The 21,493-nt window shown below is 73.1% G+C and carries 15 protein-coding genes and 1 pseudogene; 7 read left to right on the top strand and 9 right to left on the bottom strand.

All coding sequences use genetic code 11. From position 1 onward, the window contains the following. Nucleotides 1–24 precede the first annotated feature (24 nt). Nucleotides 25–453, bottom strand: a complete 429-nt coding sequence (locus ACRAS8_RS04765; RefSeq protein ID WP_438484512.1) for a PPOX class F420-dependent oxidoreductase — start codon at nucleotides 451–453, stop codon at nucleotides 25–27. A 165-nt stretch (nucleotides 454–618) separates the two neighbouring features. On the opposite strand from ACRAS8_RS04765, the gene ACRAS8_RS04760 reads away from it, so the two are divergent. Both ACRAS8_RS04760 and ACRAS8_RS04755 read left to right on the top strand, forming a co-directional pair. Further along, entirely contained in the window at nucleotides 619–1,038 is a 420-nt protein-coding gene (locus ACRAS8_RS04760; RefSeq protein WP_018542989.1) for a roadblock/LC7 domain-containing protein, read from the top strand. A gap of 71 nt (nucleotides 1,039–1,109) precedes the next feature. Beyond that, complete coding sequence (locus ACRAS8_RS04755) at nucleotides 1,110–2,012, top strand: DUF6397 family protein (protein ID WP_438484511.1); 903 nt, start codon at nucleotides 1,110–1,112, stop codon at nucleotides 2,010–2,012. Nucleotides 2,013–2,102: 90 nt separating this feature from the next. Here ACRAS8_RS04755 and ACRAS8_RS04750 read toward each other — a convergent pair whose 3' ends face one another. The 3 genes from ACRAS8_RS04750 to ACRAS8_RS04740 are packed head-to-tail and all read right to left on the bottom strand — an operon-like array spanning nucleotide 2,103 to nucleotide 5,828. Further along, nucleotides 2,103–2,348, bottom strand: a complete 246-nt coding sequence (locus ACRAS8_RS04750) for a hypothetical protein (protein ID WP_438484510.1) — start codon at nucleotides 2,346–2,348, stop codon at nucleotides 2,103–2,105. A 44-nt stretch (nucleotides 2,349–2,392) separates the two neighbouring features. Continuing rightward, the gene (locus tag ACRAS8_RS04745) at nucleotides 2,393–3,262 is read right to left on the bottom strand and encodes an acyl-CoA thioesterase (RefSeq protein WP_438484509.1); all 870 of its coding nucleotides are present in this window, start codon (nucleotides 3,260–3,262) and stop codon (nucleotides 2,393–2,395) included. 52 nt (nucleotides 3,263–3,314) lie between these two features. Then, nucleotides 3,315–5,828 (bottom strand): DEAD/DEAH box helicase, encoded by a 2,514-nt coding sequence (locus ACRAS8_RS04740; RefSeq protein ID WP_438484508.1) that lies wholly within the window; start codon nucleotides 5,826–5,828, stop codon nucleotides 3,315–3,317. A 271-nt stretch (nucleotides 5,829–6,099) separates the two neighbouring features. Between ACRAS8_RS04740 and ACRAS8_RS04735 the strand changes: the two genes are divergently transcribed. Then, nucleotides 6,100–6,891: a metal-dependent hydrolase gene (locus tag ACRAS8_RS04735; RefSeq protein WP_438484507.1), complete on the top strand. Its 792-nt coding sequence runs from the start codon at nucleotides 6,100–6,102 to the stop codon at nucleotides 6,889–6,891. A 377-nt stretch (nucleotides 6,892–7,268) separates the two neighbouring features. On the opposite strand, the gene ACRAS8_RS04730 is transcribed toward ACRAS8_RS04735, so the two are convergent. Then, nucleotides 7,269–9,053 (bottom strand): ABC transporter ATP-binding protein, encoded by a 1,785-nt coding sequence (locus tag ACRAS8_RS04730; protein WP_438484506.1) that lies wholly within the window; start codon nucleotides 9,051–9,053, stop codon nucleotides 7,269–7,271. Beyond that, nucleotides 9,050–11,080, bottom strand: coding sequence for an ABC transporter transmembrane domain-containing protein (locus ACRAS8_RS04725; protein ID WP_438484505.1), 2,031 nt, complete (start codon nucleotides 11,078–11,080; stop codon nucleotides 9,050–9,052). Before ACRAS8_RS04725 ends, ACRAS8_RS04730 begins: the two co-directional genes overlap by 4 nt. 324 nt (nucleotides 11,081–11,404) lie before the next feature. On the opposite strand from ACRAS8_RS04725, the gene ACRAS8_RS04720 reads away from it, so the two are divergent. Both ACRAS8_RS04720 and ACRAS8_RS04715 read left to right on the top strand, forming a co-directional pair. Further along, complete coding sequence (locus ACRAS8_RS04720; RefSeq protein WP_438484504.1) at nucleotides 11,405–12,202, top strand: hypothetical protein; 798 nt, start codon at nucleotides 11,405–11,407, stop codon at nucleotides 12,200–12,202. A gap of 76 nt (nucleotides 12,203–12,278) precedes the next feature. Further along, nucleotides 12,279–12,707: pseudogene (locus tag ACRAS8_RS04715) on the top strand (cation:dicarboxylate symporter family transporter); the annotation flags it as partial. Between the two features lie 145 nt (nucleotides 12,708–12,852). On the opposite strand, the gene ACRAS8_RS04710 reads toward ACRAS8_RS04715, so the two are convergent. After that, nucleotides 12,853–14,286, bottom strand: coding sequence for a Gfo/Idh/MocA family protein (locus ACRAS8_RS04710; RefSeq protein WP_438484503.1), 1,434 nt, complete (start codon nucleotides 14,284–14,286; stop codon nucleotides 12,853–12,855). Between the two features lie 328 nt (nucleotides 14,287–14,614). Here ACRAS8_RS04710 and ACRAS8_RS04705 point away from each other — a divergent pair, with 328 nt between their 5' ends. Next, the gene (locus ACRAS8_RS04705) at nucleotides 14,615–16,036 is read left to right on the top strand and encodes an alpha-amylase (protein ID WP_438484502.1); all 1,422 of its coding nucleotides are present in this window, start codon (nucleotides 14,615–14,617) and stop codon (nucleotides 16,034–16,036) included. Between the two features lie 13 nt (nucleotides 16,037–16,049). Here ACRAS8_RS04705 and ACRAS8_RS04700 read toward each other — a convergent pair whose 3' ends face one another. Both ACRAS8_RS04700 and ACRAS8_RS04695 read right to left on the bottom strand, forming a co-directional pair. Beyond that, nucleotides 16,050–19,031 (bottom strand): FAD-binding and (Fe-S)-binding domain-containing protein, encoded by a 2,982-nt coding sequence (locus ACRAS8_RS04700; protein ID WP_438484501.1) that lies wholly within the window; start codon nucleotides 19,029–19,031, stop codon nucleotides 16,050–16,052. Nucleotides 19,032–19,084: 53 nt separating this feature from the next. Next, entirely contained in the window at nucleotides 19,085–19,549 is a 465-nt protein-coding gene (locus ACRAS8_RS04695; RefSeq protein ID WP_438484500.1) for a MarR family winged helix-turn-helix transcriptional regulator, read from the bottom strand. A gap of 94 nt (nucleotides 19,550–19,643) precedes the next feature. Here ACRAS8_RS04695 and ACRAS8_RS04690 point away from each other — a divergent pair, with 94 nt between their 5' ends. Further along, the gene (locus ACRAS8_RS04690) at nucleotides 19,644–21,479 is read left to right on the top strand and encodes an ABC transporter ATP-binding protein (protein WP_438484499.1); all 1,836 of its coding nucleotides are present in this window, start codon (nucleotides 19,644–19,646) and stop codon (nucleotides 21,477–21,479) included. Nucleotides 21,480–21,493 lie beyond the last annotated feature (14 nt).

The raw sequence follows: 21,493 nt of genomic DNA, 5'->3' as shown, positions 1-21,493 counted from the left end.
CCGAACGGTCCGTGTACCGCCGCCTCAGTCGGCGACCGCGGCGAGCGCCACCACCTTGTCGATGCGGACCCGTACCACCAGTTCACCCGGGACGCCGTTGCGGGCCCCGTACTCCTCCGCACGCTCCTCGCCCATGTACCGGGCCGCGATCCGGGTCGCCCAGTGCCGGACGTCCGACAGTTCCTCGCCGAGCTCCGCCGTGCCCTGCACGACCACGAACGCGAACGGCGGCCGGTCGTCGTCGACGCACAGCGCCACCCTGCCGTCGCGGGCGAGATTGCGGCCCTTGACCGTGTCCTTGCCGGTGTTGAACACCAGCTCGTCGCCGTCCAACAGGAACCATACGGGGGCGATGTGCGGGCTGCCGTCGGCCCGCACGGTCGACAGTTTTCCGGTCCGGGTGCCCTCGGAAAGGAACGCCCGCCACTCGTCCTTCGTCATTGTGTGTGCCATGCCGCCATCCTCGCCGCCGGTGGAATCCGGAGGCACGTGGCACGCCGGTGCGCGGAGCCGCTTGCCGAGACGGCGGAGGTGGGACAGGCTGGCACGGCGGCCCGCGACGGGCTGCGAACTGCCGTCCGGCCACATCCGCGGACGGGGACACGGGGAGGAACGGGCATGGCACTGAGCAGCGGACTCGACTGGCTGCTGGACGACCTGACCAAACGGGTGGAGAAGGTACGGCACGCCCTGGTGCTGTCCAACGACGGGCTGGTGACCAGTGCGAGCCAGGGGCTGGAGCGGGAGGACGCCGAGCACCTGGCGGCGGTCGCCTCGGGGCTGCACAGCCTCGCGAAGGGATCGGGGCTCCACTTCGGGGTCGGGCGGGTGCGTCAGACCATGGTCGAGTTCGACGACGGGGTGTTGTTCGTGACGGCGGCGGGGGACGGCAGCTGCCTGTGCGTGCTGGCCGGCGCCGACTCCGACATGGGCCAGATCGCTTACGAGATGACGCTGTTGGTCAACCGCGTCGGGGAGCACCTGGGCGTCGCGGCCCGCCGGCCGGAGAGTTATCCACAGGCATCAGGCGAGCGTTGACGCGCTGTCACCGCCCGCGGCTATCGTCGTAACCATCAGTGATCGACGAACGAGTCGCAGGGGGAAACACCATGACGGTGACAGTGATGTGTGACGGACGGCAGACGCTCTCGACGGCGCGCGCCGCCCAGGAACTCGAGCTGCGGACCGGCGAGTTCGAACTCGCCACCCAGCTCGGAGAAGTACGGACGGTCCCGGCCGAGCCCGACCGCCGGCCGGGAAGCGCCGGGCCGCCCGCCCGGCGCCGGGTACCGGCGGAGGAGATCGCCCGGCTCCAGGCCGAGCCGGGCTTCCCGGAGAGCCTCCGGGCCCGCCTCCGCGCGGTCACCACCAACGAGGCCGCCGCGCTGATGGGCGTCGGCCCCGGCCGGGCCCTGCGGCTGACCCGGGCCGGTTGCGTGGGCCCTGTCCGCTTCTATGTGAACCGCTTCGGCGCGGTGGTCTGGCTCTATCTGGCCTCGGAGATCACCGAGTTCGCCGAGCGCGAGCCGGAGTTGCTGCAGGGCAACACCCCCGCCGCGATGCGGGTGATGCTCACCAGCGGACAGGATTGGCGGCCCCGCCAGTGGCGCAGCCGCCGGGTCGCCCAGCTGATGGGGCGGACCGACGACCCATGGGAGTCGGCCGCGGTGATCGCCGCCGTCCTCCCGCCGGAAGAACTCGCCTCGGTGGCCGAGGACCCGCTGGAGCGCGACCTGCTGCGCCGCCTCCGGCCCGTCCTCGCCTCGATGATCACGGCGACGCCGGCGGCCCGGGAGGCGTTCGAACGGGTCCTGAGGGCGGAGGAGTTCGACGAGGTGCTGTGGTACCGCGTCAATCTCTCCCGGGCCCTGGAAACCGCCCGCCGCGAGGATCCCGGCCGGGTCCGGCCACCGGCCGCCGTCCGCCCCGGCCGGCCGTCGAGCCGGGGGACGACCCCGGGGAACGGCCCGGTCTGGATGTCGGAACGCGGAAACCTCTCCCCACGCCCGTAGCACCAAAGGCTCGTTGGGCTGCGGTGGGGGCGTTCGGCAGGGGGCGGACAGACGAGTTACCGGCCGGCTGACGGCGGATGCCGCCCGCCGTCAGCCGGGGGGCTCCCCGGTGTCGCCGCGGTCCGCCACCACGGCCCGCGCGATGGTGGACAGGGTCAGCGTCCGCCCCTCGCCGACGACGAGCCAGCCCTTCTCCAGCAGCGACTGCAGCAGGGGCCGGACCTCGTCGCCCAGTTCGTCCGCCAGGTCGTCGTCGGTGGGCGGCACGCCCGCCCGGAGGCGGCCGGCGAGACGGCGGACGACGGTCTCCTCCGCCGCGCTGATGCTGAAGTCCATGAGGCCAGCGTAGGCGGGGGCGGTGCCCGCCGCCGAAGTGCCCGTCACCCGTCGAGCCGGCGGAACAGGCCCTCCTGCACGACGGACACCAGCAGTCGCCCGGCGCGGTCGTAGATACGGCCGCGGGCCAGACCCCGGCCGCCGGTGGCGACGGGGGACTCCTGGTCGTAGAGAAACCACTCGTCCGCCCGGAAGGGGCGGTGGAACCACATCGCGTGATCGAGGGAGGCCATGTCGAAGCCGCGCGGGCCCCACAGGGGCTCGATCGGGATGCGGACCGCGTCCAGCAGCGTCATATCGCTGGCGTACGTCAGGGCGCAGGTGTGCACCAGCGGGTCGTCGCCAAGGGGGCCGACGGCGCGCATCCAGACCGCGCTGCGCGGTTCCGCGCCCTCGATCTCCTCGGGCGTCCAGCGCAGCCGGTCGACGTACCGGATGTCGAACGGCTGCCTGCGGGCCATCCGCTCCAGCGCCTCGGGCAAGCCGCCCAGATGCGCGCGGACCTCTTCCGCGACGTTCGGCAGTTCTTCCGGGTTGGGGACGGCCCGGCGCATCGGCAGTTGGTGTTCGAAGCCGGGTTCCGGCTTGTGGAAGGAGGCGGTCAGATTGAAGATCGTGCGTCCCTGCTGGACGGCGACGACCCGGCGGGTGGTGAAGGACCGGCCGTCGCGCACCCGCTCGACCTGGTACACGATCGGCACCCCCGGTCGGCCCGGCCGGAGGAAGTACGCGTGCAGCGAGTGGACCGGGCGGTCCCCTTCCGTGGTCCGCCCGGCGGCCACCAGCGCCTGGCCGGCGACCTGCCCGCCGAAGACCCGCTGGAGGCTCTCCTGCGGGCTGCGGCCCCGGAAGATGTTCACCTCGATCTGCTCCAGGTCCAGCAGATCGACCAGCTTCTCGGCCGGATTCGTCATGACCGGTGGCCCTCCGTCGTCTCCTTCGGCGGCCTCGGTCGAAGCCGTCGGCTCACAGCTGTCCCACGTCGGTGACCCGGATCACCGCGCGCCCCTCCTCGTCGGAGGCGGCCAGGTCCACCTCGGCCGAGATGCCCCAGTCATGGTCGCCGTTCGGGTCGGCGAAAGTCTGCCGCACCCGCCACAGCCCGTGCGCGGTGTCCTCCTCGATCCGCAGGAGCTTCGGGCCGCGGGCGTCCGGGCCGGTGCCCAGCTCCTCGTACTCGTCCCAGTAGGCGTCCATCGCGTCGCCCCAGGCGTCGGCGTCCCAGCCGGACTCGCCGTCCATCTCGCCGAGTTCCCCGACCTTGTCCAGCGCCGCGAGCTCCACCCGGCGGAACATCGCGTTGCGGACCAGCACCCGGAACGCCCGCGCGTTGGCGGTCACCGGCCGGACCTGGTCGGCCCGCTCGGCCGCCTGGTCCGCGGTCTCCTCCTCCGGGTTCGCCAGCTGCTCCCACTCGTCCAGCAGGCTGGAGTCGACCTGGCGGACCATCTCGCCCAGCCACGCCACGATGTCCTGGAAGTCCTCCGACTTCAGGTCGTCCGGCACGGTGTGGTCCAGCGCCTTGTACGCGCTGGCCAGGTAGCGCAGCACGATGCCCTCGGTGCGCGCCAGCTCGTAGAAGGAGGTGAACTCCGTGAAGGTCATGGCGCGTTCGTACATGTCGCGGATGACCGACTTCGGGGACAGCGGGTGGTCGCCGACCCACGGGTGGCTCTTGCGGTAGAGGCCGTAGGCGTGCGACAGCAGCTCGTCCAGCGGCTTGGGGTACTCGACGTCCATGAGGCGCTCCATGCGCTCCTCGTACTCGACGCCGTCGGCCTTCATCTGGGCGACCGCCTCGCCGCGCGCCTTGTTCTGCTGGGCGGCCAGGATCTGCCGGGGGTCGTCCAGCGTGGACTCCACCACCGAGACCATGTCCAGCGCGTACGACGGCGACTGGGGGTCGAGCAGGTCGAACGCGGCCAGTGCGAACGTCGACAGCGGCTGGTTGAGCGCGAAGTCCTGCTGGAGGTCCACGGTGAGGCGGACGATCCGGCCCTCCGCGTCCGGCTCCGGCAGCCGCTCGACGATCCCGCCGTCCACCAGGGAGCGGTAGATCGCGATGGCGCGGCGGATGTGCCGCAGCTGGTTCCGGCGCGGCTCGTGGTTGTCCTCCAGCAGCCGCCGCATCGCCTCGAAGGCGTTGCCCGGGCGGGCGATCACCGACAGCAGCATCGCGTGCGTCACCCGGAATCGCGAGGTCAGCGGCTCGGGGTCGGAGCCGATGAGCTTCTCGAAGGTGTTCTGGTTCCAGTTGACGAAGCCCTCCGGCGCCTTCTTGCGGACCACCTTGCGGCGCTTCTTCGGGTCGTCACCGGCCTTCGCCAGCGCCTTCTCGTTCTCGACGACGTGCTCCGGGGCCTGCGCCACCACGAAGCCCGCGGTGTCGAAGCCGGCCCGCCCGGCGCGCCCGGCGATCTGGTGGAACTCCCGCGCCCGCAGGGTCCGCACCCGGCTCCCGTCGTACTTGGTCAGCGCGGTGAACAGCACCGTGCGGATGGGGACGTTGACGCCCACGCCGAGGGTGTCGGTGCCGCAGATCACCTTGAGCAGACCGGCCTGCGCCAGCTTCTCCACGAGCCGCCGGTACTTCGGCAGCATGCCCGCGTGGTGGACGCCGATGCCGTGCCGGACGAACCGGGAGAGGTTCCGCCCGAACTTGGTGGTGAACCGGAAGTTGCCGATGAGCTTGGCGATCTCGTCCTTCTCGGCGCGGGTGCACATGTTGATGCTCATCAGCGCCTGCGCCCGCTCCACGGCGGCGGCCTGGGTGAAGTGCACGATGTAGACGGGCGACTGGCGGGTCTCCAGCAGCTCGGTCAGCGTCTCCGTCATCGCCGTGGTGCGGTACTCGTACGACAGCGGCACCGGCCGGGTCGCGGAGCGGACCACCGCGGTGGGCTTGCCGGTGCGCCGGGTCAGGTCCTCCTCGAAGCGCGACATGTCGCCGAGCGTCGCCGACATCAGCACGAACTGCGCCTGCGGCAGCTCCAGCAGCGGGATCTGCCAGGCCCAGCCGCGGTCCGGCTCGGCGTAGAAGTGGAACTCGTCCATCACGACCTGGCCGATGTCGGCGTACTTGCCGTCACGCAGCGCGATCGAGGCGAGCACCTCGGCGGTGCAGCAGATCACCGGGGCGTCGGAGTTGACCGAGGCGTCGCCGGTGAGCATGCCGACGTTCTCGGTGCCGAAGAGCTTGCACAGGTCGAAGAACTTCTCCGAGACCAGCGCCTTGATGGGGGCGGTGTAGAAGGTGACCTGGTCGTTGGCGAGGGCGGTGAAGTGCGCGCCGGCCGCCACCAGGCTCTTCCCGGAGCCGGTGGGGGTCGACAGGATGACGTTCGCCCCCGAGACCACTTCGATCAGCGCCTCCTCCTGGGCAGGGTAGAGCGCGATGCCCTGCTGTTCGGCCCAGCCCGAAAAGGCTTCGAAGAGGGCGTCGGGGTCGGCGGTGTTCGGCAGATGATCGATGAGGGTCACGCCCCCCATACTGCCTGGCTTCGGCCCGGATCCGGGAACCGGTCCTCCGGAGGGAGATCAACTGGAGACCGGCGGCGGCCCCGGAAGCCGGGCTGGCGCCCGCGCGGGCGCGGGTTCGCACCCCTCGCGCACGGCCGTGTGCGGATCGTGTTCGGCAGGTCGCCCGGCCGCGCCGGGGCGCGGCACCCGCTCCGTTCCCGGAGATCATCTGACGCTACGCTGAGTCGCCGATCGGGCGTCAGAAGCGCAGAACAAGAGGTGGGGAACGACCATGATGGGACCGGCGCACTCGCTGTCCGGAGCCGCGGCCTGGCTGGGGGTGGGGGCGGCGGCCTACGGCGCCGGCTATCCGATGCCCTGGCCCGTGCTGGTCAGCGGGGCCTTGATCTGTGCCGGGGCGGCGCTCGCCCCCGACCTCGATCACAAGGCCGCCACGATCTCGCGCGCCTTCGGACCGCTCTCGCGCGGGCTGTGCGAGGTGGTCGACGCCCTCTCGCACGCCGTCTTCAAGGCGACCAAGATGCGCGGCGACTCGCACCGTTCGGGCGGTCACCGGACGCTGACCCACACCTGGCTGTGGGCGGTGCTGGTCGGCGGCGGCATGTCGCTGCTGGCCATGGTGGGCGGGCGCTGGGCGGTGCTCGGCATCCTCTTCGTGCACATGGTGCTCGCCATCGAGGGGCTGCTGTGGCGGGCGGCGCGGGTCTCCAGCGATGTGCTGGTGTGGCTGCTCGGCGCGGCGTCGGCGTGGATCCTGGCCCAGGTGATGGACCAGCCGGGGCAGGGCGCGAGCTGGCTGTTCGCCGAGCCGGGGCAGCAGTATCTCTGGCTCGGCGTGCCGATCATGCTGGGCGCGCTGGTGCACGACATCGGCGACGCGCTGACCGTCTCGGGCTGCCCGATCCTGTGGCCCATCCCGATAGGCCGCAAGCGCTGGTACCCGCTGGGCACGCCGAAGCCGATGCGCTTCCGGGCCGGCAGCTGGGTGGAGCTGAAGGTGCTGATGCCGGCGTTCATGCTGCTGGGGGGCATCGGCGCCCTGGGGGCGATGGGCTACATCTGAGCCGTCTGATCCGTTCGCCCCGTCTGGCCCGTATGACCGGTCCGATCTGTTCGATCGGGCCGGGCTGGTGCTGCGGTCCGGCCCTGTCGCAGAGTGGCGCCCCGCGGTCCTATGGGGCGCCACTTTTGCGGGAACCACAGCCTCGTCGGTATCGGCACTGGTATCGGCTGTGGCCGAAAGGGGGGAGTCCGCGGGCAGGTGACGGGGGCGCCGCCGGCCGCTTGCCGACGGGCAGTGGCGCCTCCACGGCCGGGTCATGGACGGTGTGTGGGCCGGGCGGCGGCACCGGTTCGGTCCCGTGGCGGCTCGCCCCGGGGCGCTGCCCGGGGCCGGGCGTGGGGAAACGTCCGGTACTCCGGCGCCGGCGTCCCCGTGGGTCAGCCGTGCCAGGAGCGCCACAGTGCCGCGTAGGCGCCGCCGGCGGCGACGAGTTCCCGGTGGCTGCCCAGTTCGGTGATCCGGCCGTCCTCGACGACCGCGATGACATCGGCGTCGTGGGCGGTGTGCAGCCGGTGGGCGATGGCCACGACCGTGCGCCCGTCCAGCACTCTGCCCAGCGACCGCTCCAGGTGGCGGGCGGCGCGCGGGTCCAGAAGCGAGGTCGCCTCGTCCAGTACGAGGGTGTGCGGATCGGCCAGGACGAGGCGGGCCAGCGCGATCTGCTGGGCCTGCGCCGGCGTCAGGGCCGTGCCGCCGGAGCCGACCTCGGTGTCCAGGCCGCGGGGCAGGGCGCGGGCCCAGGCGTCCGCGTCCACCGCGCCCAGCGCCGACCAGAGTTCGGCGTCCGCGGCGTCCGTGCGGGCCAGCAGCAGGTTGTCCCGCAGGGTTCCGACGAAGACGTGGTGCTCCTGATTGACCAGCGCGACGTGTTCCCGGACGCGTTCGGCGGGCATCGCGGAGAGCTCGGCGCCGCCCAACGACACCGAGCCGGCCCGCGGTCCGTAGATGCCCGCCAGCAGCCGGCCCAGGGTGGACTTGCCGGCGCCGGACGGGCCGACCAGCGCCACCCTGCTCCCAGGGCGGACGCTCAGCGAGACCTGGCGCAGCACGTCCACGCCGGCGCGGTAGCCGAAGCTGACGTCCTCGGCGCGCACGTCCCGGCCGCCGGGGACCACCGAGGCGTCGACGGCCTCCGGTTCGATCTCGCGCACGCCGACGAGCCGGGCCAGCGACACCTGGGCCACCTGGAGCTCGTCGTACCAGCGCAGGACGAGGTTGACGGGGTCGCTGAGCATCTGCGCCAGCAGCGCACCGGTGGTCAACTGCCCCGGGGTGAGCCAGCCGTGCAGCACGAACACCCCGCCGAGCGTCACGACTGTGCCGAGGATCAGTACGTGGCTGACGTTGATGACCGGGAAGAGCACCGAGCGGAGGAAGAGGGTGTAGCGCTCCCATTGGGTCCAGGTGCGGATCCGGTGCTCCGAGAGGGCGATCCGGCGGGCGCCCATGCGGTGCGCCTCGATGGTGCGGCCGGCGTCCACGGACTCTGTGAGGACGGCGGAGACCGCGGCGTAGCCGGCGGCCTCGGAGCGGCAGGCGGAGGGTGCGCGCCTGAAGTACCAGCGGCAGCCGACCAGCATCACCGGCAGCGCGATCAGCACGGAGAGCGCCAGCGGCGGTGCCGTGACGGCGAGCCCGCCGAGCAGCAGACCGGCCCAGACGACGCCGATCGCCAGCTGCGGCACGGCCTCCCGCATCGCCTCGGCGAGCCGGTCGATGTCGGTGGTGATCCGGGACAGCAGGTCGCCGGTCCCGGCCCGCTCCAGGACGCCCGGCGGCAGGGCCACCGACCGGACGAGGAAGTCCTCGCGGAGGTCCGCCAGAATCCGCTCGCCGAGCATCGCCCCGCGCAGCCGCACCATGCGGACGAACACCGTCTGGATGACCAGGGCGAGGGCGAACAGGCCGAGTGTGCGGCCGAGTTGGATCTGCCCGCCGCGGCCGGCGGACAGGTCCTCGACGAGGCCGCCGAGCAGATAGGGGCCGGCCATCGAGGCGAGGACCGCGACGGCGTTGACGGTGACCAGGAGGGTGAAGTCCCGGCGGTGACGGCGGATCAGCTCGGCGGTATAGGCGCGCACCGTCGCCGGCGAGCCCACCGGCAGGGTGGTGGCGGTCCGGGGCGTGCCGGGATCGTGCTCCGGCGGAGCCAGGCCGATCATGCGGTCTCCTCTGGGGCGGTGTGGTCGGGGCGGGGCGCCGGCAGGCCGGGGGCGGAGTCCGGCGGGCCGGGGGCGGGGTCCGGGGCGCGGGTGACGACGGCGCGGTATTCGGGGTGGGTGCGCAGCAGTTCGCGGTGCGGGGCCTCGCCGGTGACCTTGCCCTCCTGGAGGAAGACGACCTGGTCGGCGCGGTCCAGGAGCAGCGGACTGGAGGTCAGGAGCACGGTGGTGCGGCCGGCCCGGATCTCCCGCAGGCCGTCGGCGACCCGGGCCTCGGTGTGGGCGTCGACGGCGCTGGTCGGTTCGTCCAGCACCAGCACCTCGGGGTCGGCGACCAACGAGCGGGCCAGGGCGAGCCGTTGGCGCTGACCACCGGAGAGGGACCGGCCGCGTTCGGTGATGTGGGTGCGCATCGGGTCGCCGGAGTCGTCGGCGGACGCCTGGGCCAGCGCGGCCAGCACGTCCTCGCACCGGGCCGCGTCGAGCGCCGCGGCCGTGGTCACGCGCCCCGAGGCCGGGACGTCGAGGAGCTCGCCGAGCGTCCCGGAGAGCAGTACCGGGTCCTTGTCCTGGACGAGGACGGCGGTTCGGGCGGTGTCGCGGGGGAGGTCGTCCAGCGGGGTGCCGCCGAGGAGGACGGAGAGCGGACGGTACGGCTCCGCCGCGCGGCCGTCCGCTCCGTGGTCGGCATCTCTGTGGCCGTCCGCTCTGTGGTCGTCCGCCTCGCGGTCGTTCGCCGTACGGCCGTCCGCCTTGTGACCGTCCGCGCCGGTGGCCGCCAGGACCGTGGCACCGTTCTCCCCGGCTGTGGCTGTGGCTGTGGCTGTGGCTGTGGCTGTGGCCGGGTCGGTGTGCGGGGAGTGTCCGCCGAGGCGTTCGGCGAGCCGTCCCGCGGCGTCCGGGTCGCCGCACACCACGGCGGTCAGCCGGCCGGCCCGGGCGGTCAGCCCGCTGACCGGGTCGTGCAGGTCGCCGGACGGTACTTCCGGGGCCTTGGGGAGCACATCGGGGCCGGTCGGCAGGGCGCCCGACGGCCGGCTCAGCGCCAGTACGCGTGCCGTGCGCCCGGCCGACGGGCGGGAGAAGGACCACGCCATGGTGATCTCCTCGAAGTGGCGCAGCGGGTACAGCAGGAAGGCCACCGCGCCGTAGACGGTGACGAGTTCACCGACGGTGATCCGGCCGTCGAGGGCGAGCCGGACGCCGTGCCAGACCACGGCGATCAGCAGCAGGCCCGGCAGGGCGACCTGTATGGCCGAGATCAGCGACCACATACGGGCGCTGCGGACGGCGGCCCGCCGGACCTCCTGGGAGGCGCTGCGGTAGCGGCCGAGGAAGAGCTCCTCGCCGCCGATGCCGCGCAGCACCCGCAGCCCGGCGACGGTGTCGGAGGCCAGTTCGGTGGCCCGGCCGGCCTTCTCGCGCTGGACGTCGGCGCGCCGGGTGGCGGGCGGCAGCAGCGGGAGGACGGCCAGGGCCAGCAGGGGCGTGCCGAGAGCCACGAGGAAGCCCAGCTGTGGCTGATAGACGACGAGCGCCAGGCAGACGCCGACGGAGGCCACAAGGGCCGCGCCGAAACGGGACAGCGTCTCGACGAACCATCCGATGCGCTCCAGGTCGCCGGTGCTGACGGCGACGATCTCGCCGGCCGCCACCCGCCGGGTCATCGCCCCGCCCAGTTCCGCGGTCTTGCGGGCGAGCAGCTGCTGCATCCTGGCCACCGTGACGATCCAGTTGGTCACGGCCGCGCGGTGCAGCATGACTTCGCCGGCCGCGACCAGCGCGCCGAGCAGCGCCAGCAGGCCGCCCGCCAGCGCCAGCCGGGCCCCGTCGCCGTCCACGGCGGCCTGCACGGCGAGGCCCACCGGCAGCGGGAACGCGGCCGTCGCGGCCATGTGCACCAGCCCCCAGAAGAGGGCCTTGGCGTGCCCGCCGAGCTGCTGCCGGCACAGCCACACGAGGAATCTGCCGCCCGTGCGGACGTCCGGGACGCCGGGGTCGGGGTGGGGAAGATCGCGAATGCGCATGATGTCCAAGGAGTCGTCGCGGCGAGTGGGGGTCGGCCGAGCGTCTCGGCGGGCGGCCGGAGGAGGCGTGGGAGTCGTCGGCGGTGGGGGCGGTGGTATGCCGTCCGGGCAGGCCGGCATGGCCTCGCGCCCGTGATATCGGGCCCCGGCGCGAGCGGAGGCACAGCGAAGCGTGGCGTGCCGGGCGACCCGGCTTCAAACGGTTTTTCCCGGAAAGGCGGTAAAGCCGAGGGATCTCCCGCATCGATGGCGGACGGCGGCCTGGTGGCGGGCGGCGGCCTGATGGCTGAACGGCCGTCAGTGAGCGGTGGCAGCATGGACGGTATGCGGACAGTGCGCGGTGCGGTACGGGTGGCGGCGGTGGCCGCGGCGACGGCGGTCCTCCTGGCGGGCTGCGGAGCCGGCGGCGAGGACGGGACGAACGGGAAAGACGGGAGGAACGGCGGGCAGGGCCAGGACGACAGGGGTTCCGGGGGCAAGGGGGCCGGCGCGCCCGAGGGCCCCGGGGGTGCGGCCCGCGCGGGTTCGGACACCGCCCGCCGCAGGGATATCCCCGAGGTCGGCCCCGCACTCCGCTCGCGGATCCCGGCCGCCACCCGCCAGGTCGTCGCGGTCTACGGCGCGGGGCCCGACTCGCCGCAGTCGACGGTCGAGTTGTACGAGAAGGGCGCCGACGGCTGGGCCCGTAAGGGGAGTTGGCCCGCGCACAACGGCCGGCGCGGCTGGACGGTGGACCACCACGAGGGCGACCAGCGCAGCCCGGTCGGGGTCTTCGCGCTGACCGACGCGGGCGGTGTGCTGCCCGATCCCGGGGCCCGGCTGCCCTACACGCACTCGGCGGCGTTCACCCCGCCCGCCTACTGGTCGAAGAACACCCGCCACGACTTCGACTACGTGGTGGCCATCGACTACAACCGGGTCGCCGGGACGTCCCCGTTGGATCCCACGCGTCCTCAGGGGCAGTCCAAGGGCGGCGGGGTCTGGCTCCATCTGGACCACGGGAGCGGGACGTCGGCCTGCGTCAGTGTGGCGAAGTCCGCGATGGCGGCGCTGCTGCGGGCGCTCGATCCGGCGCGGCACCCGGTCGTGGTGATGGGGGACCGGGCGCATCTCGCCGGCTGAACCGGCTGAACCCGGTGCTCCCGCTCCGCAGGACGGCGGACGGAACACGGAAGTCGGGCGCCTCTGGCCGCAGGCGGGCTCCGCGCCCAGCGAGACGGTGCTGCCGCGGATGATGCAGAAGCTGCGGGCGGCCGGCTGCCGGGACGACTCGGTCGTCCTGGTGCTGATGCTGACCAGCAAGGGCATGGCGGGGATGCCCGGTTCGGCGTTTCCGGCGCTGCCCGCGGCCGCCTCCGCGCTGGGTGTCAGCCCGGCCGGCGCGGTCGCCCTGCTGCTCGGCGTCGACCGGATCATGGACTCCATGCGGGTGGCGACCAACCTGCTCGGCATCTGCGTCGCGGTCTTCGCGGTGTCCCGCTGGGAGGGCGTGCTGGACCGGGTGACGGCGAAGCAGGTGCTGGCCGGCGCCGCCCCGTCCGGCCGGGGACAGCAGCGGTCGGCCTCCGCGCCCGTCGACCGGGAGGAGCCGGACGGCGCCGCCGTCGCCCCCCCCGATGAGAAGTGACCCGCGAGCCGGATGCGGACCCGGCGAGAAGTGTCCCGCGAGCCGGACACCGTACCGGGACGACGTCAACTCCCAGGGCCCGGTGGTGGATCGCCCGCCACCGGGCCCCGTCCCGTCCGTCGCAGGCGGAGGCTCGCGCCCCGCGTTACGCGGCGGGCTTCTGCGAGTCCATCCCGGGCCGTGCCTTGCGCCACAGCCCCCGGGTGAAGTCCGGGATCTCCTGCGGGGCGCCGTGCGCCCTGATCGAGCGGTCGCTGAGCGGCAGCGGCGCCGACCACGTCGCCGCGTCATAGACGTCGAAGTCCGGTACCAGGCCCAGCTTCAGACACTGCGTCAGCCGGAGGACCAGCATGTAGTCCATGCCGCCGTGGCCGCCGGGCGGGTTGGCGTGCTCCTTCCACAGCCAGTGGTCCCACTCCGCGTACCTGCCGAAGTCGCCCCACTCGTCGTTGCCCTGGTCGGGCTCCAGGTAGATCCGCTCGGGGTAGTCCTCGAAGAGGCCCTTCGTCCCGCCGAGGCTGTTGATCCTGCTGTACGGGTGCGGGGTCGAGACGTCGTGCTCCAGCCGGATCACCCGCCCCTTGGCGGTCTGCAGCAGGCTGATCGTCCGGTCGCTCTCGATGTACGACTCCTTCCAGCTGGGATCGCCGGGCGGCATGTGCTGCCTGCGGTACGCGGCCAGGCCCCGTGCCGGTGTGCCGAAGCTGGAGATCCGCACCACCCGGTCCCCGCGGTTGACGTCCATGTAGTTGGCGACCGGCCCGAACCCGTGGTTGGGGTAGAGATCGCCGCGCAGCCGGGTGTGCCACAGCCGCCGCCACGGACCCTCGTAGTACGTCGGGTCGAACATCAGCCCCCGCAGGTCGTGGATGTACGCCCCGGCGCCGTGCAGCAGCTCGCCGAAGAGGCCGGCGTGCGCCATCCGCAGCACCCGCATCTCGTTCCTGCCGTAGCAGCAGTTCTCCAGTTGCAGGCAGTGTCTGCGGGTGCGCTCGGAGAGGTCGACCAGTTCCCACAGCTGGTCCAGGCGCAGCGCCAGCGGGCATTCGGTGCCGACGTGCTTGCCGTTGAGCATCGCGGTTCTGGCCATCTCGAAGTGCCAGTCCCAGGGCGTCGCCGCGTAGACGAAGTCGATGTCGGTGCGTCTGCAGAGGTTCTCGAAGTCGTGGTCGCCGTTGGTGTAGACGGCGGGCGCGGGCTGCCCGGCCTTGGTGACCTTCGCGGCGGCCCGGGCGACCTTGTCCTTCACCGGGTCGCAGAGGGCCACGACCCGGACGTCAGGCATCGCCAGGAAGAGGTCGATCATGCTGCCGCCGCGGTTGCCGAGGCCGATGAGGCCGACGCGGACCGTGCGGTGCGGCTCGAACGGTACCCCGATCATGGTGCGGCCGCCGGGCTTCGGGGCCGGGGTGGCGGCCCCGGCCGGTCCGGCCGCGCCGGGCGCGGCGGCGGCCGCCGGTCCGGTGCCCAGTCCGGCGAGCCCCAGTCCGGCGCCCGCCGCGCCGGCGGTCCACAGGACCGAACGGCGGCTGGGTCCGGTCTCTTCGGGCTCCTGGTTCTGCGGTGGTGCCTCGTGCATCGGTCCTCCAAGGAAGCGGATCGTACGCGGGACAGTCGTGAACCTCGGTGAGGACCTTGACGGTTGGGAGGCCCGGGGCACAAGAGGGCCCTTTGGACTCCTGGTTCGCGTGCGTGGGCTCCTGGTGCACCGCGGAGGTGCCGGCCGTGGCGCCCGCTGCCCGGCGCCGTCAGTGTCTTTCGCAAGAGCCTGAAAAGCCTTGCCGAAAGTCTTGACGTGTCCACGCACGAAAAGGCAGGCTCCGAAGCGGAATCCCCCCATGGCGGCCTGGCGCGTGGCTGCTCTCGTGGGCGCGGTCCCCGTGCCCCATGACGAAGGAGCCGCAAGAATGCAGCGACGCAGGAGCCGCAAGCGCGCAGTGCCCGGGGAGCCGCACCGGCGGCGCCGTTCCCGGGTGCGGGGCAGGACGCTGGCCGGGGTGGTGGCCGCGGTCGGCCTCGCCGCCTTCGCCCCCTGGCCCTCGCAGGCGACCCCGCCCGGCGGCCGGACCGTCACCGCCACCCTCTTCGAGTGGAAGTACGCCGACGTCGCCAAAGCCTGCACCGGTCAACTCGGCCCGGCCGGCTACGGCTTCGTCGAGGTCTCGCCCGCCTCCGAGCACATCCAGGGCGACCAGTGGTGGACCTCGTACCAGCCGGTCAGCTACCGGATCGCCGGCCGGCCGGGCGACCGCGACGCGTTCGCCGCGATGATCCGCAGCTGCCACACGGCGGGCGTCAAGGTCATCGCCGACGCCGTCATCAACCACATGTCGGCCGGATCGGGCACCGGCACCGGCGGCACCCGGTACACCAAGTACAACTACCCCGGCTACTACCAGGACCAGGACTTCCACGGCTGCCGCCGGCCGATCTCCGACTACACCGACCGCGGCGACGTCCAGAACTGCGAACTGGTCGGCCTGGCCGACCTCGACACCGGCAGCGACCACGTCCGCACCACGATCGCCACGTACCTCGACGACCTGCGGTCGCTGGGCGTGGACGGCTTCCGGATCGACGCCGCCAAGCACATCGCCGCCGCTGATCTCGCCGCGATCAAGGGCAAGATGAAGGATCCGGGGTACTGGGTGCAGGAAGTCGTCTACGGCGCCGGCGAGGCCGTTCAGCCCGACGAGTACACCGGCACCGGCGACGTCGACGAGTTCCGCTACGGAACCCACCTCAAGAGTGCCTTCCAGAGCGGCAACCTCGCCCAGCTCAGGTCCGTCGCGGACGGCAAGCTCGGCAGCGACCGGGCCCGGACGTTCGTCGACAACTGGGACACCGAGCGGAACGGCTCGACCCTGACCTACAAGGACGGCGCCGCCTACACGCTCGCCAACGTCTTCATGCTCGCCTCGCCGTACGGCTCGCCGAACGTCTACTCCGGCTACGAGTGGACCGACAAGGACGCCGGTCCGCCCGCCTCCGGCGCCGCCGGCTGGACCGGCGAGCACGCCAAGCGGGAGATCACCGGGATGGTGGGGTTCCGCAACGCGGTGGGGGCGGCGGAGGTGACGAACTGGTGGGACGACGGGGGGAGCGTGATCGCCTTCGGGCGGGGGGCGGCGGGGTTCGTCGCGATCAACGCCGGGGGCGGGGCGGTGAGTCGGTCGTTTGCGACGGCGTTGCCGGCCGGTACGTATTGCGACGTGGTCGCGGCGGATCCGGCGGCGTGTGAGGGGCACACGGTGGCCGTGGGCGGGGACGGGCAGGCGTACATCACCGTGCCCGCGCACAGCGCCGTGGCGCTGCATATCGCTCGCTGACGCTCGCTCGTCCTCAAACGCCGGACGGGCTGGGTTTGTTGACGGTCGGGCTGGGGTTGCCGGACGGGCTGTTATTTGGGCGCGTCGCCCACTCCAGGGTCAGGAGGGCCGAGCGGTAGCCTCGGCCCTCTGTCGCGTGGTCCATGCCGATCTCGCACATGCGGTTCGCCGAGAGGTGGGCGTCGAAGGGGCGGGCGGTGACCTCGGCTGCCTCCTTCGCGGTGGCGGACTCGGTCAGTTCGCGGTGGAGCAGGCCGCGGTCGCCGGCGAAGGCGCAGCAGCCCGCGTCGTCCGGGACCACCACCTCGCGGGCGCATGCCTCGGCGACCCGCCGTAGCTGATCCTCGTCGCCCAGATGCCGCATGGAGCAGGTGGGGTGGAGGACGGCGGAGCCGAGGGTGCGGTGGATCTCCAGACGGGGGAGGAGGTCGGCGGCCCAGACGACGGAGTCGACGACGGTCAGTTCGGCGTGGAGGGAGCGGTTGAGCGGGGTGAGGTAGGGGACCACCTCCCGGGCCAGCCCCAGCGTGCAGGAGGAGGCGTCCACGACCAGCGGCAGCTGTCCGCCGGCCGTCCAGCCCCAGGCCGCCTCGACGACGCGGTTGGCCATCAGGCGGTTGCCCCGCTCGTAGCCCTTGGAGTGCCAGATGGTGGCGCAGCAGGTGCCGGTGACGTCCGGCGGGATCCACACCGGGCGGCCGGCCCGCCGGGCGAGCGCCACCACCGCCTCGGGGAGGGACGGGCCGCGGTGGCCGGCGGGTTCGCCGAAGATCCGGTTCACGCAGGCCGGGTAGTACACGGCGGTCGCGCCGGCGCGCTGCGTGGCGGGCGGCCGGCGGGCGGCGGCGCCGGGGATCTGCGGCAGCCACTCCGGCACCAGGTCGGGGCGGACGGCCCGGCGGGCGGCGAGGGTCGCCGCGGTCAGCCGGCGGTCGTCGAGCCGGCCGGCGGCGGCCACCGCCAGCCGGGCCGCCCGCTCGACCGCCGCGAAGTGCCGGGCGGCGCGCTCGGCGATCCGCTCCTCGCGCGGGGAGTGCCGGCGGTGCCGGAAGTCCCTCATCAGCGCGCCGGTGTCGATGCCGACCGGGCAGTCCAGCTTGCAGGTGGAGTCGCCGGCGCAGGTGTCCAGCGCGGCGTAGCCGTAGGCGTCCAGCAGCGCGTCGTTGACCGCGGAGCGGGCCGGCTGGCGGAGCATCTCGCGGCGCAGCACGATGCGTTGGCGGGGGGTGGTGGTCAGGTCCTCGCTGGGGCAGGTCGGTTCGCAGAAGCCGCACTCGATGCACGGGTCGGCGACCGCCTCGACCCGCGGAATCGTCTTCAGGCCGCGCAGGTGGGCGCGCGGGTCGCGGTCGAGGAGGACCCGCGGGGCGAGGATGCCGCGAGGGTCCACGATCTCCTTGATCCGCCACATCAACGCGGTGGCGCGCGGGCCCCATTCCAGCTCCAGGAACGGGGCGATGTTGCGGCCGGTGGCGTGCTCGGCCTTCAGCGAGCCGTCGAACCGCTCGACGGTCAGCCGGCAGAAGTCGTCCATGAAGGCGGCGTAGCGGGCCACGTCGCCGGGGTCGGCGGCGTCGAAGGCGAGCAGGAAGTGGAGGTTGCCGTGGGCGGCGTGGCCGGCGACCGCGGCGTCGAAGCCGTGCCGGGCCTGGAGTTCCAGCAGTGCGGTGCAGGCGTCGGCGAGCCGGGCCGGCGGGACCGCGAAGTCCTCGGTGATCAGCGTCGTACCCGAGGGACGGGAGCCGCCGACCGCGGTGACGAAGGCTTTGCGGGCCTTCCAGTAGCCGCCGATCACGGCCGCGTCCCGGGTGAAGACGTTGCTGATCGAGGGCACCGGGGCGACCAGTTCCAGTCCGGCCAGCACGCGCGCCGCCGCCTCCTCGTACGCCCGCCGCGCGGTCTCGTCCGGCGCCCGGAACTCCACCAGCAGCGCCGCGGTCTCCTTGGGCAGCTCCGCCCAGTCGGCGGGCACCCCGGGCACGCGCACCGACGCGCGCAGGGTGTTGCCGTCCATCAGCTCCACGGCCCGCGCGCCCGCCTCGTTGAAGCGGGGGACGGCGGCGGCCGCGGCGGCGAGGGACGGGAAGAAGAGGAGCGCGGTGGAGGTGTGCCGGTCCAGCGGCAGGGTCGTGAAGACCGTCTCGGCGATGAAGCCGAGGGTGCCCTCGGAGCCGACCATCAGCCCGCGCAGGATCTCCGCCGGCGTCCGCCCGTCGAGGAGGGCGTCCAGGCGGTAGCCGTTGGTGTTCTTGAGCGTGTACTTGGCGCGGATCCGGGCGACCAGCTCCGGGTCCGCCTCGATCTCGGCCTTCAGGGCCATGAGTTCGGTGCAGAGCACCGGTTCGGCCCGGGCCAGCCGTGCGTCGGCGTCCGGATGGGCGGTGTCGACGACGGTGCCGGACGGCAGGACGAAGGTCAGTGAGGCCAGCGTCCGGTAGGAGTTGCGGGTGGTGCCGGCGGTCATCCCGGAGGCGTTGTTGGCGACCACCCCGCCCACGGTGCAGGCGATGGCGCTGGCCGGATCGGGGCCCAGCAGCCAGCCGTGCCGGGCGAGCGCGGCGTTGGTCCGTACGACGGTGGTGCCGGGCCGGATACGGGCCCGGGCGCCGTCGTCCAGCACCTCGATCCCGGCCCAGTGGCGGCGGACGTCGACGAGGATGTCCTCGCCCTGCGCCTGGCCGTTGAGGGAGGTGCCGGCGGCCCGGAAGACGACGTGGCGGCCGTGGGCACGGGCGTAGGAGAAGACCGCGGCGACGTCCTCGGCGGTCTCGGCGACCACCACGACCTGGGGGAGGAAGCGGTAGGGGCTGGCGTCGGAGGCGTAGCGGACCAGGTCGGTGACGGTGTGCCGCACCTTGTCCGGGCCGAGCAGGGCGAGCAGGTCGCCGCGCAGCGGCTCGGGGGTGCCGGCCGCCAGCCGCTCGGGCACCCGGTCCGGCGCGGGGTCGGTGGTGCGGGGCCGCAGGGCCTCGGGCGTGGGCTCCAGCAGGGGCACGGTCACCTCCGGTCGGCTGCGCGCCGGAGGGCGCGGCAGGCCAGTGCGTCAGGTCAGTGCGGTTCACCCGGTCCGTCGACGAGGGTGGCGAGCAGGCCGCCGAGCAGCGCGCGCTGTTCGGCGGTCAGTGGAGCCAGGATCTCCTCCGCGGCGGCCCGGCGCGCGCCGCGCAACGCCCGCAGCGCGGACCGGCCGGTGTCGGTCAGCTCGATCCGCACCACCCGGCGGTTGGCCGGGTCGGGCACCCGGCGCACCGTGCCGTTCGCCTCCAGGGCGTCCACCAGCGTCGTCACCGCCCGCGGCACCACCTCCAGCCGCTCGGCGAGGTCGGCCATCCGGGGCGGGGTGTCGCGGCAGTGGCCGACGATCCGCAGCAGACGGGCCTGCGCGGGGGTGACGGCGAGATCCAGGTGGGCCATGTGGCGCTGCTGGGCGCGCCGCATCCGGCGGGTCAGTCGCACCAGCTGCTCGGCCACGTTGGTGTCGGTGGCGCCGGCCGGCGGCTCGGGGGAGGGCATGGCCCCAGAGTACAGGACGAAATTCATTGTGAGTATAGGTAACAATGAGCTAGGCTCGGCAAGATTCCGTCCCTCCTGCCCCTCGAAGGAGCCCATGCGCCCCGAAGAACCGAACTGGACCCCGCCGCCCAAGGACCCGGACGCCCCCGTCCAACTCCGGCGGATCCTCGCGCTGTTCCGTCCCTACCGCGGCCGGCTGGCCCTGGTCGGCCTGCTCGTCGCCGCCTCCTCCCTGGTCTCGGTGGCCTCCCCGTTCCTGCTCCGGGAGATCCTCGACGTCGCCATACCCGGCCGCCGCACCGGACTGCTGACCCTGCTCGCCCTCGGCATGATCGCCACCGCCGTCACCACCAGCGTCTTCGGCGTCCTGCAGACCCTGATCTCCACCACCGTCGGCCAGCGCGTCATGCACGACCTGCGCACCGCCGTCTACGCCAAGCTCCAGCGGATGCCGCTGGCGTTCTTCACCCGCACCCGCACCGGCGAGGTCCAGTCCAGGATCGCCAACGACATCGGCGGGATGCAGGCCACCGTCACCTCCACCGCCACGTCCCTGGTCTCCAACCTCACCTCGGTCACCGCCACCGTCGTCGCCATGATCGCCCTCGACTGGCGCCTCACCGTCGTCTCGCTGCTGCTGCTCCCGCTCTTCGTCTGGATCAGCCGCCGGGTCGGCAACGAACGCAAGAAGATCACCGGCAGGCGGCAGAAGCAGATGGCGGCCATGTCCGCGATGGTCACCGAGTCCCTCTCGGTCAGCGGAGTGCTGCTCGGCCGCACCATGGGCCGCGCCTCCGCGCTCACCAGCGGCTTCGCCGCCGAGTCCGAGCGCCTGGTCGACCTGGAGGTCCGCGCCAACATGGCCGGCCGCTGGCGGATGGCCACCATCGGCATCGTCATGGCCGCCATGCCCGCGCTCATCTACTGGGCGGCCGGCCTGGTCCTCCAACTCGGCGGCCCCGTCTTCTCCCTGGGCACCCTGGTCGCCTTCGTCTCCCTCCAGCAGGGCCTGCTGCGCCCCACCGTTTCCCTGCTGACCACCGGCGTCCAGATGCAGACCTCGCTCGCGCTCTTCCAGCGCATCTTCGAATACCTCGACCTGCCGGTCACCCTCACCGAGCCCGCCGAACCCGTCCGCCTCCCCGCCCCGCGCGGCGAGATCCGCTTCGAGAACGTCACCTTCGGCTACGACCCGGAGGCCGCCCCCACCCTCGACGGCATCGACCTCACCGTCCCGGCCGGCACCAGCCTCGCCGTCGTCGGCGCCACCGGCAGCGGCAAGACCACCCTGAGCTACCTCGTCCCGCGCCTCTACGACGTCACCGGCGGCCGGGTCACCCTCGACGGCACCGACGTCCGCGACCTCGGCTTCGACACCCTCGCCCGGGCCGTCGGCGTGGTCTCCCAGGAGACCTACCTCTTCCACGCCTCCGTCGCCGAGAACCTCCGCTTCGCCAAGCCCGACGCGACCGACGAGGAGATCGAGCGCGCCGCCCGGATCGCCCAGATCCACGACCACATCGCGGCCCTCCCCGAGGGCTACGACACCGTCGTCGGGGAACGCGGCCACCGCTTCTCCGGCGGTGAGAAGCAGCGCCTGGCCCTGGCCCGCACCCTCCTGCGCGACCCGCCGGTGCTCGTCCTCGACGAGGCCACCAGCGCCCTGGACACCCGTACCGAACACGCCGTCCAGCAGGCCGTCGACGCGCTCTCCGCGGGACGCACCACGCTCACCATCGCGCACCGCCTCTCCACGGTCCGGGACGCCGACCAGATCGTCGTCCTGGACGGCGGCCGGATCGCCGAACGCGGCACCCACGAGGAACTGCTGGCCGCCGACGGCCGCTACGCCGCCCTGGTCCGCCGCGACACCCGCCCGGACCCGGCCGACGCCCCGGACGACGGCCGCGCCCCCGGGGTCCTGGTGTGACCGGGACCCCGGCG

This window comes from Streptomyces sp. S186 (genome assembly GCF_051603415.1).
Lineage (GTDB): Bacteria > Actinomycetota > Actinomycetes > Streptomycetales > Streptomycetaceae > Streptomyces.
The sequence above is the reverse complement of the archived record's forward strand: the minus strand, read 5'-3'. Positions and strand labels throughout refer to the sequence as shown.

Bases quoted from the DNA above. Each gene is read 5' to 3' on its own strand.
- ACRAS8_RS04765 (WP_438484512.1), bottom strand. From the start codon at position 453: ATGGCACACACAATGACGAAGGACGAGTGGCGGGCGTTCCTTTCCGAG.
- ACRAS8_RS04760 (WP_018542989.1), top strand. From the start codon at position 619: ATGGCACTGAGCAGCGGACTCGACTGGCTGCTGGACGACCTGACCAAA.
- ACRAS8_RS04755 (WP_438484511.1), top strand. From the start codon at position 1,110: ATGACGGTGACAGTGATGTGTGACGGACGGCAGACGCTCTCGACGGCG.
- ACRAS8_RS04750 (WP_438484510.1), bottom strand. From the start codon at position 2,348: ATGGACTTCAGCATCAGCGCGGCGGAGGAGACCGTCGTCCGCCGTCTC.
- ACRAS8_RS04745 (WP_438484509.1), bottom strand. From the start codon at position 3,262: ATGACGAATCCGGCCGAGAAGCTGGTCGATCTGCTGGACCTGGAGCAG.
- ACRAS8_RS04735 (WP_438484507.1), top strand. From the start codon at position 6,100: ATGATGGGACCGGCGCACTCGCTGTCCGGAGCCGCGGCCTGGCTGGGG.
- ACRAS8_RS04730 (WP_438484506.1), bottom strand. From the start codon at position 9,053: ATGATCGGCCTGGCTCCGCCGGAGCACGATCCCGGCACGCCCCGGACC.
- ACRAS8_RS04725 (WP_438484505.1), bottom strand. From the start codon at position 11,080: ATGCGCATTCGCGATCTTCCCCACCCCGACCCCGGCGTCCCGGACGTC.
- ACRAS8_RS04720 (WP_438484504.1), top strand. From the start codon at position 11,405: ATGCGGACAGTGCGCGGTGCGGTACGGGTGGCGGCGGTGGCCGCGGCG.
- ACRAS8_RS04710 (WP_438484503.1), bottom strand. From the start codon at position 14,286: ATGCACGAGGCACCACCGCAGAACCAGGAGCCCGAAGAGACCGGACCC.
- ACRAS8_RS04705 (WP_438484502.1), top strand. From the start codon at position 14,615: ATGCAGCGACGCAGGAGCCGCAAGCGCGCAGTGCCCGGGGAGCCGCAC.
- ACRAS8_RS04695 (WP_438484500.1), bottom strand. From the start codon at position 19,549: ATGCCCTCCCCCGAGCCGCCGGCCGGCGCCACCGACACCAACGTGGCC.
- ACRAS8_RS04690 (WP_438484499.1), top strand. From the start codon at position 19,644: ATGCGCCCCGAAGAACCGAACTGGACCCCGCCGCCCAAGGACCCGGAC.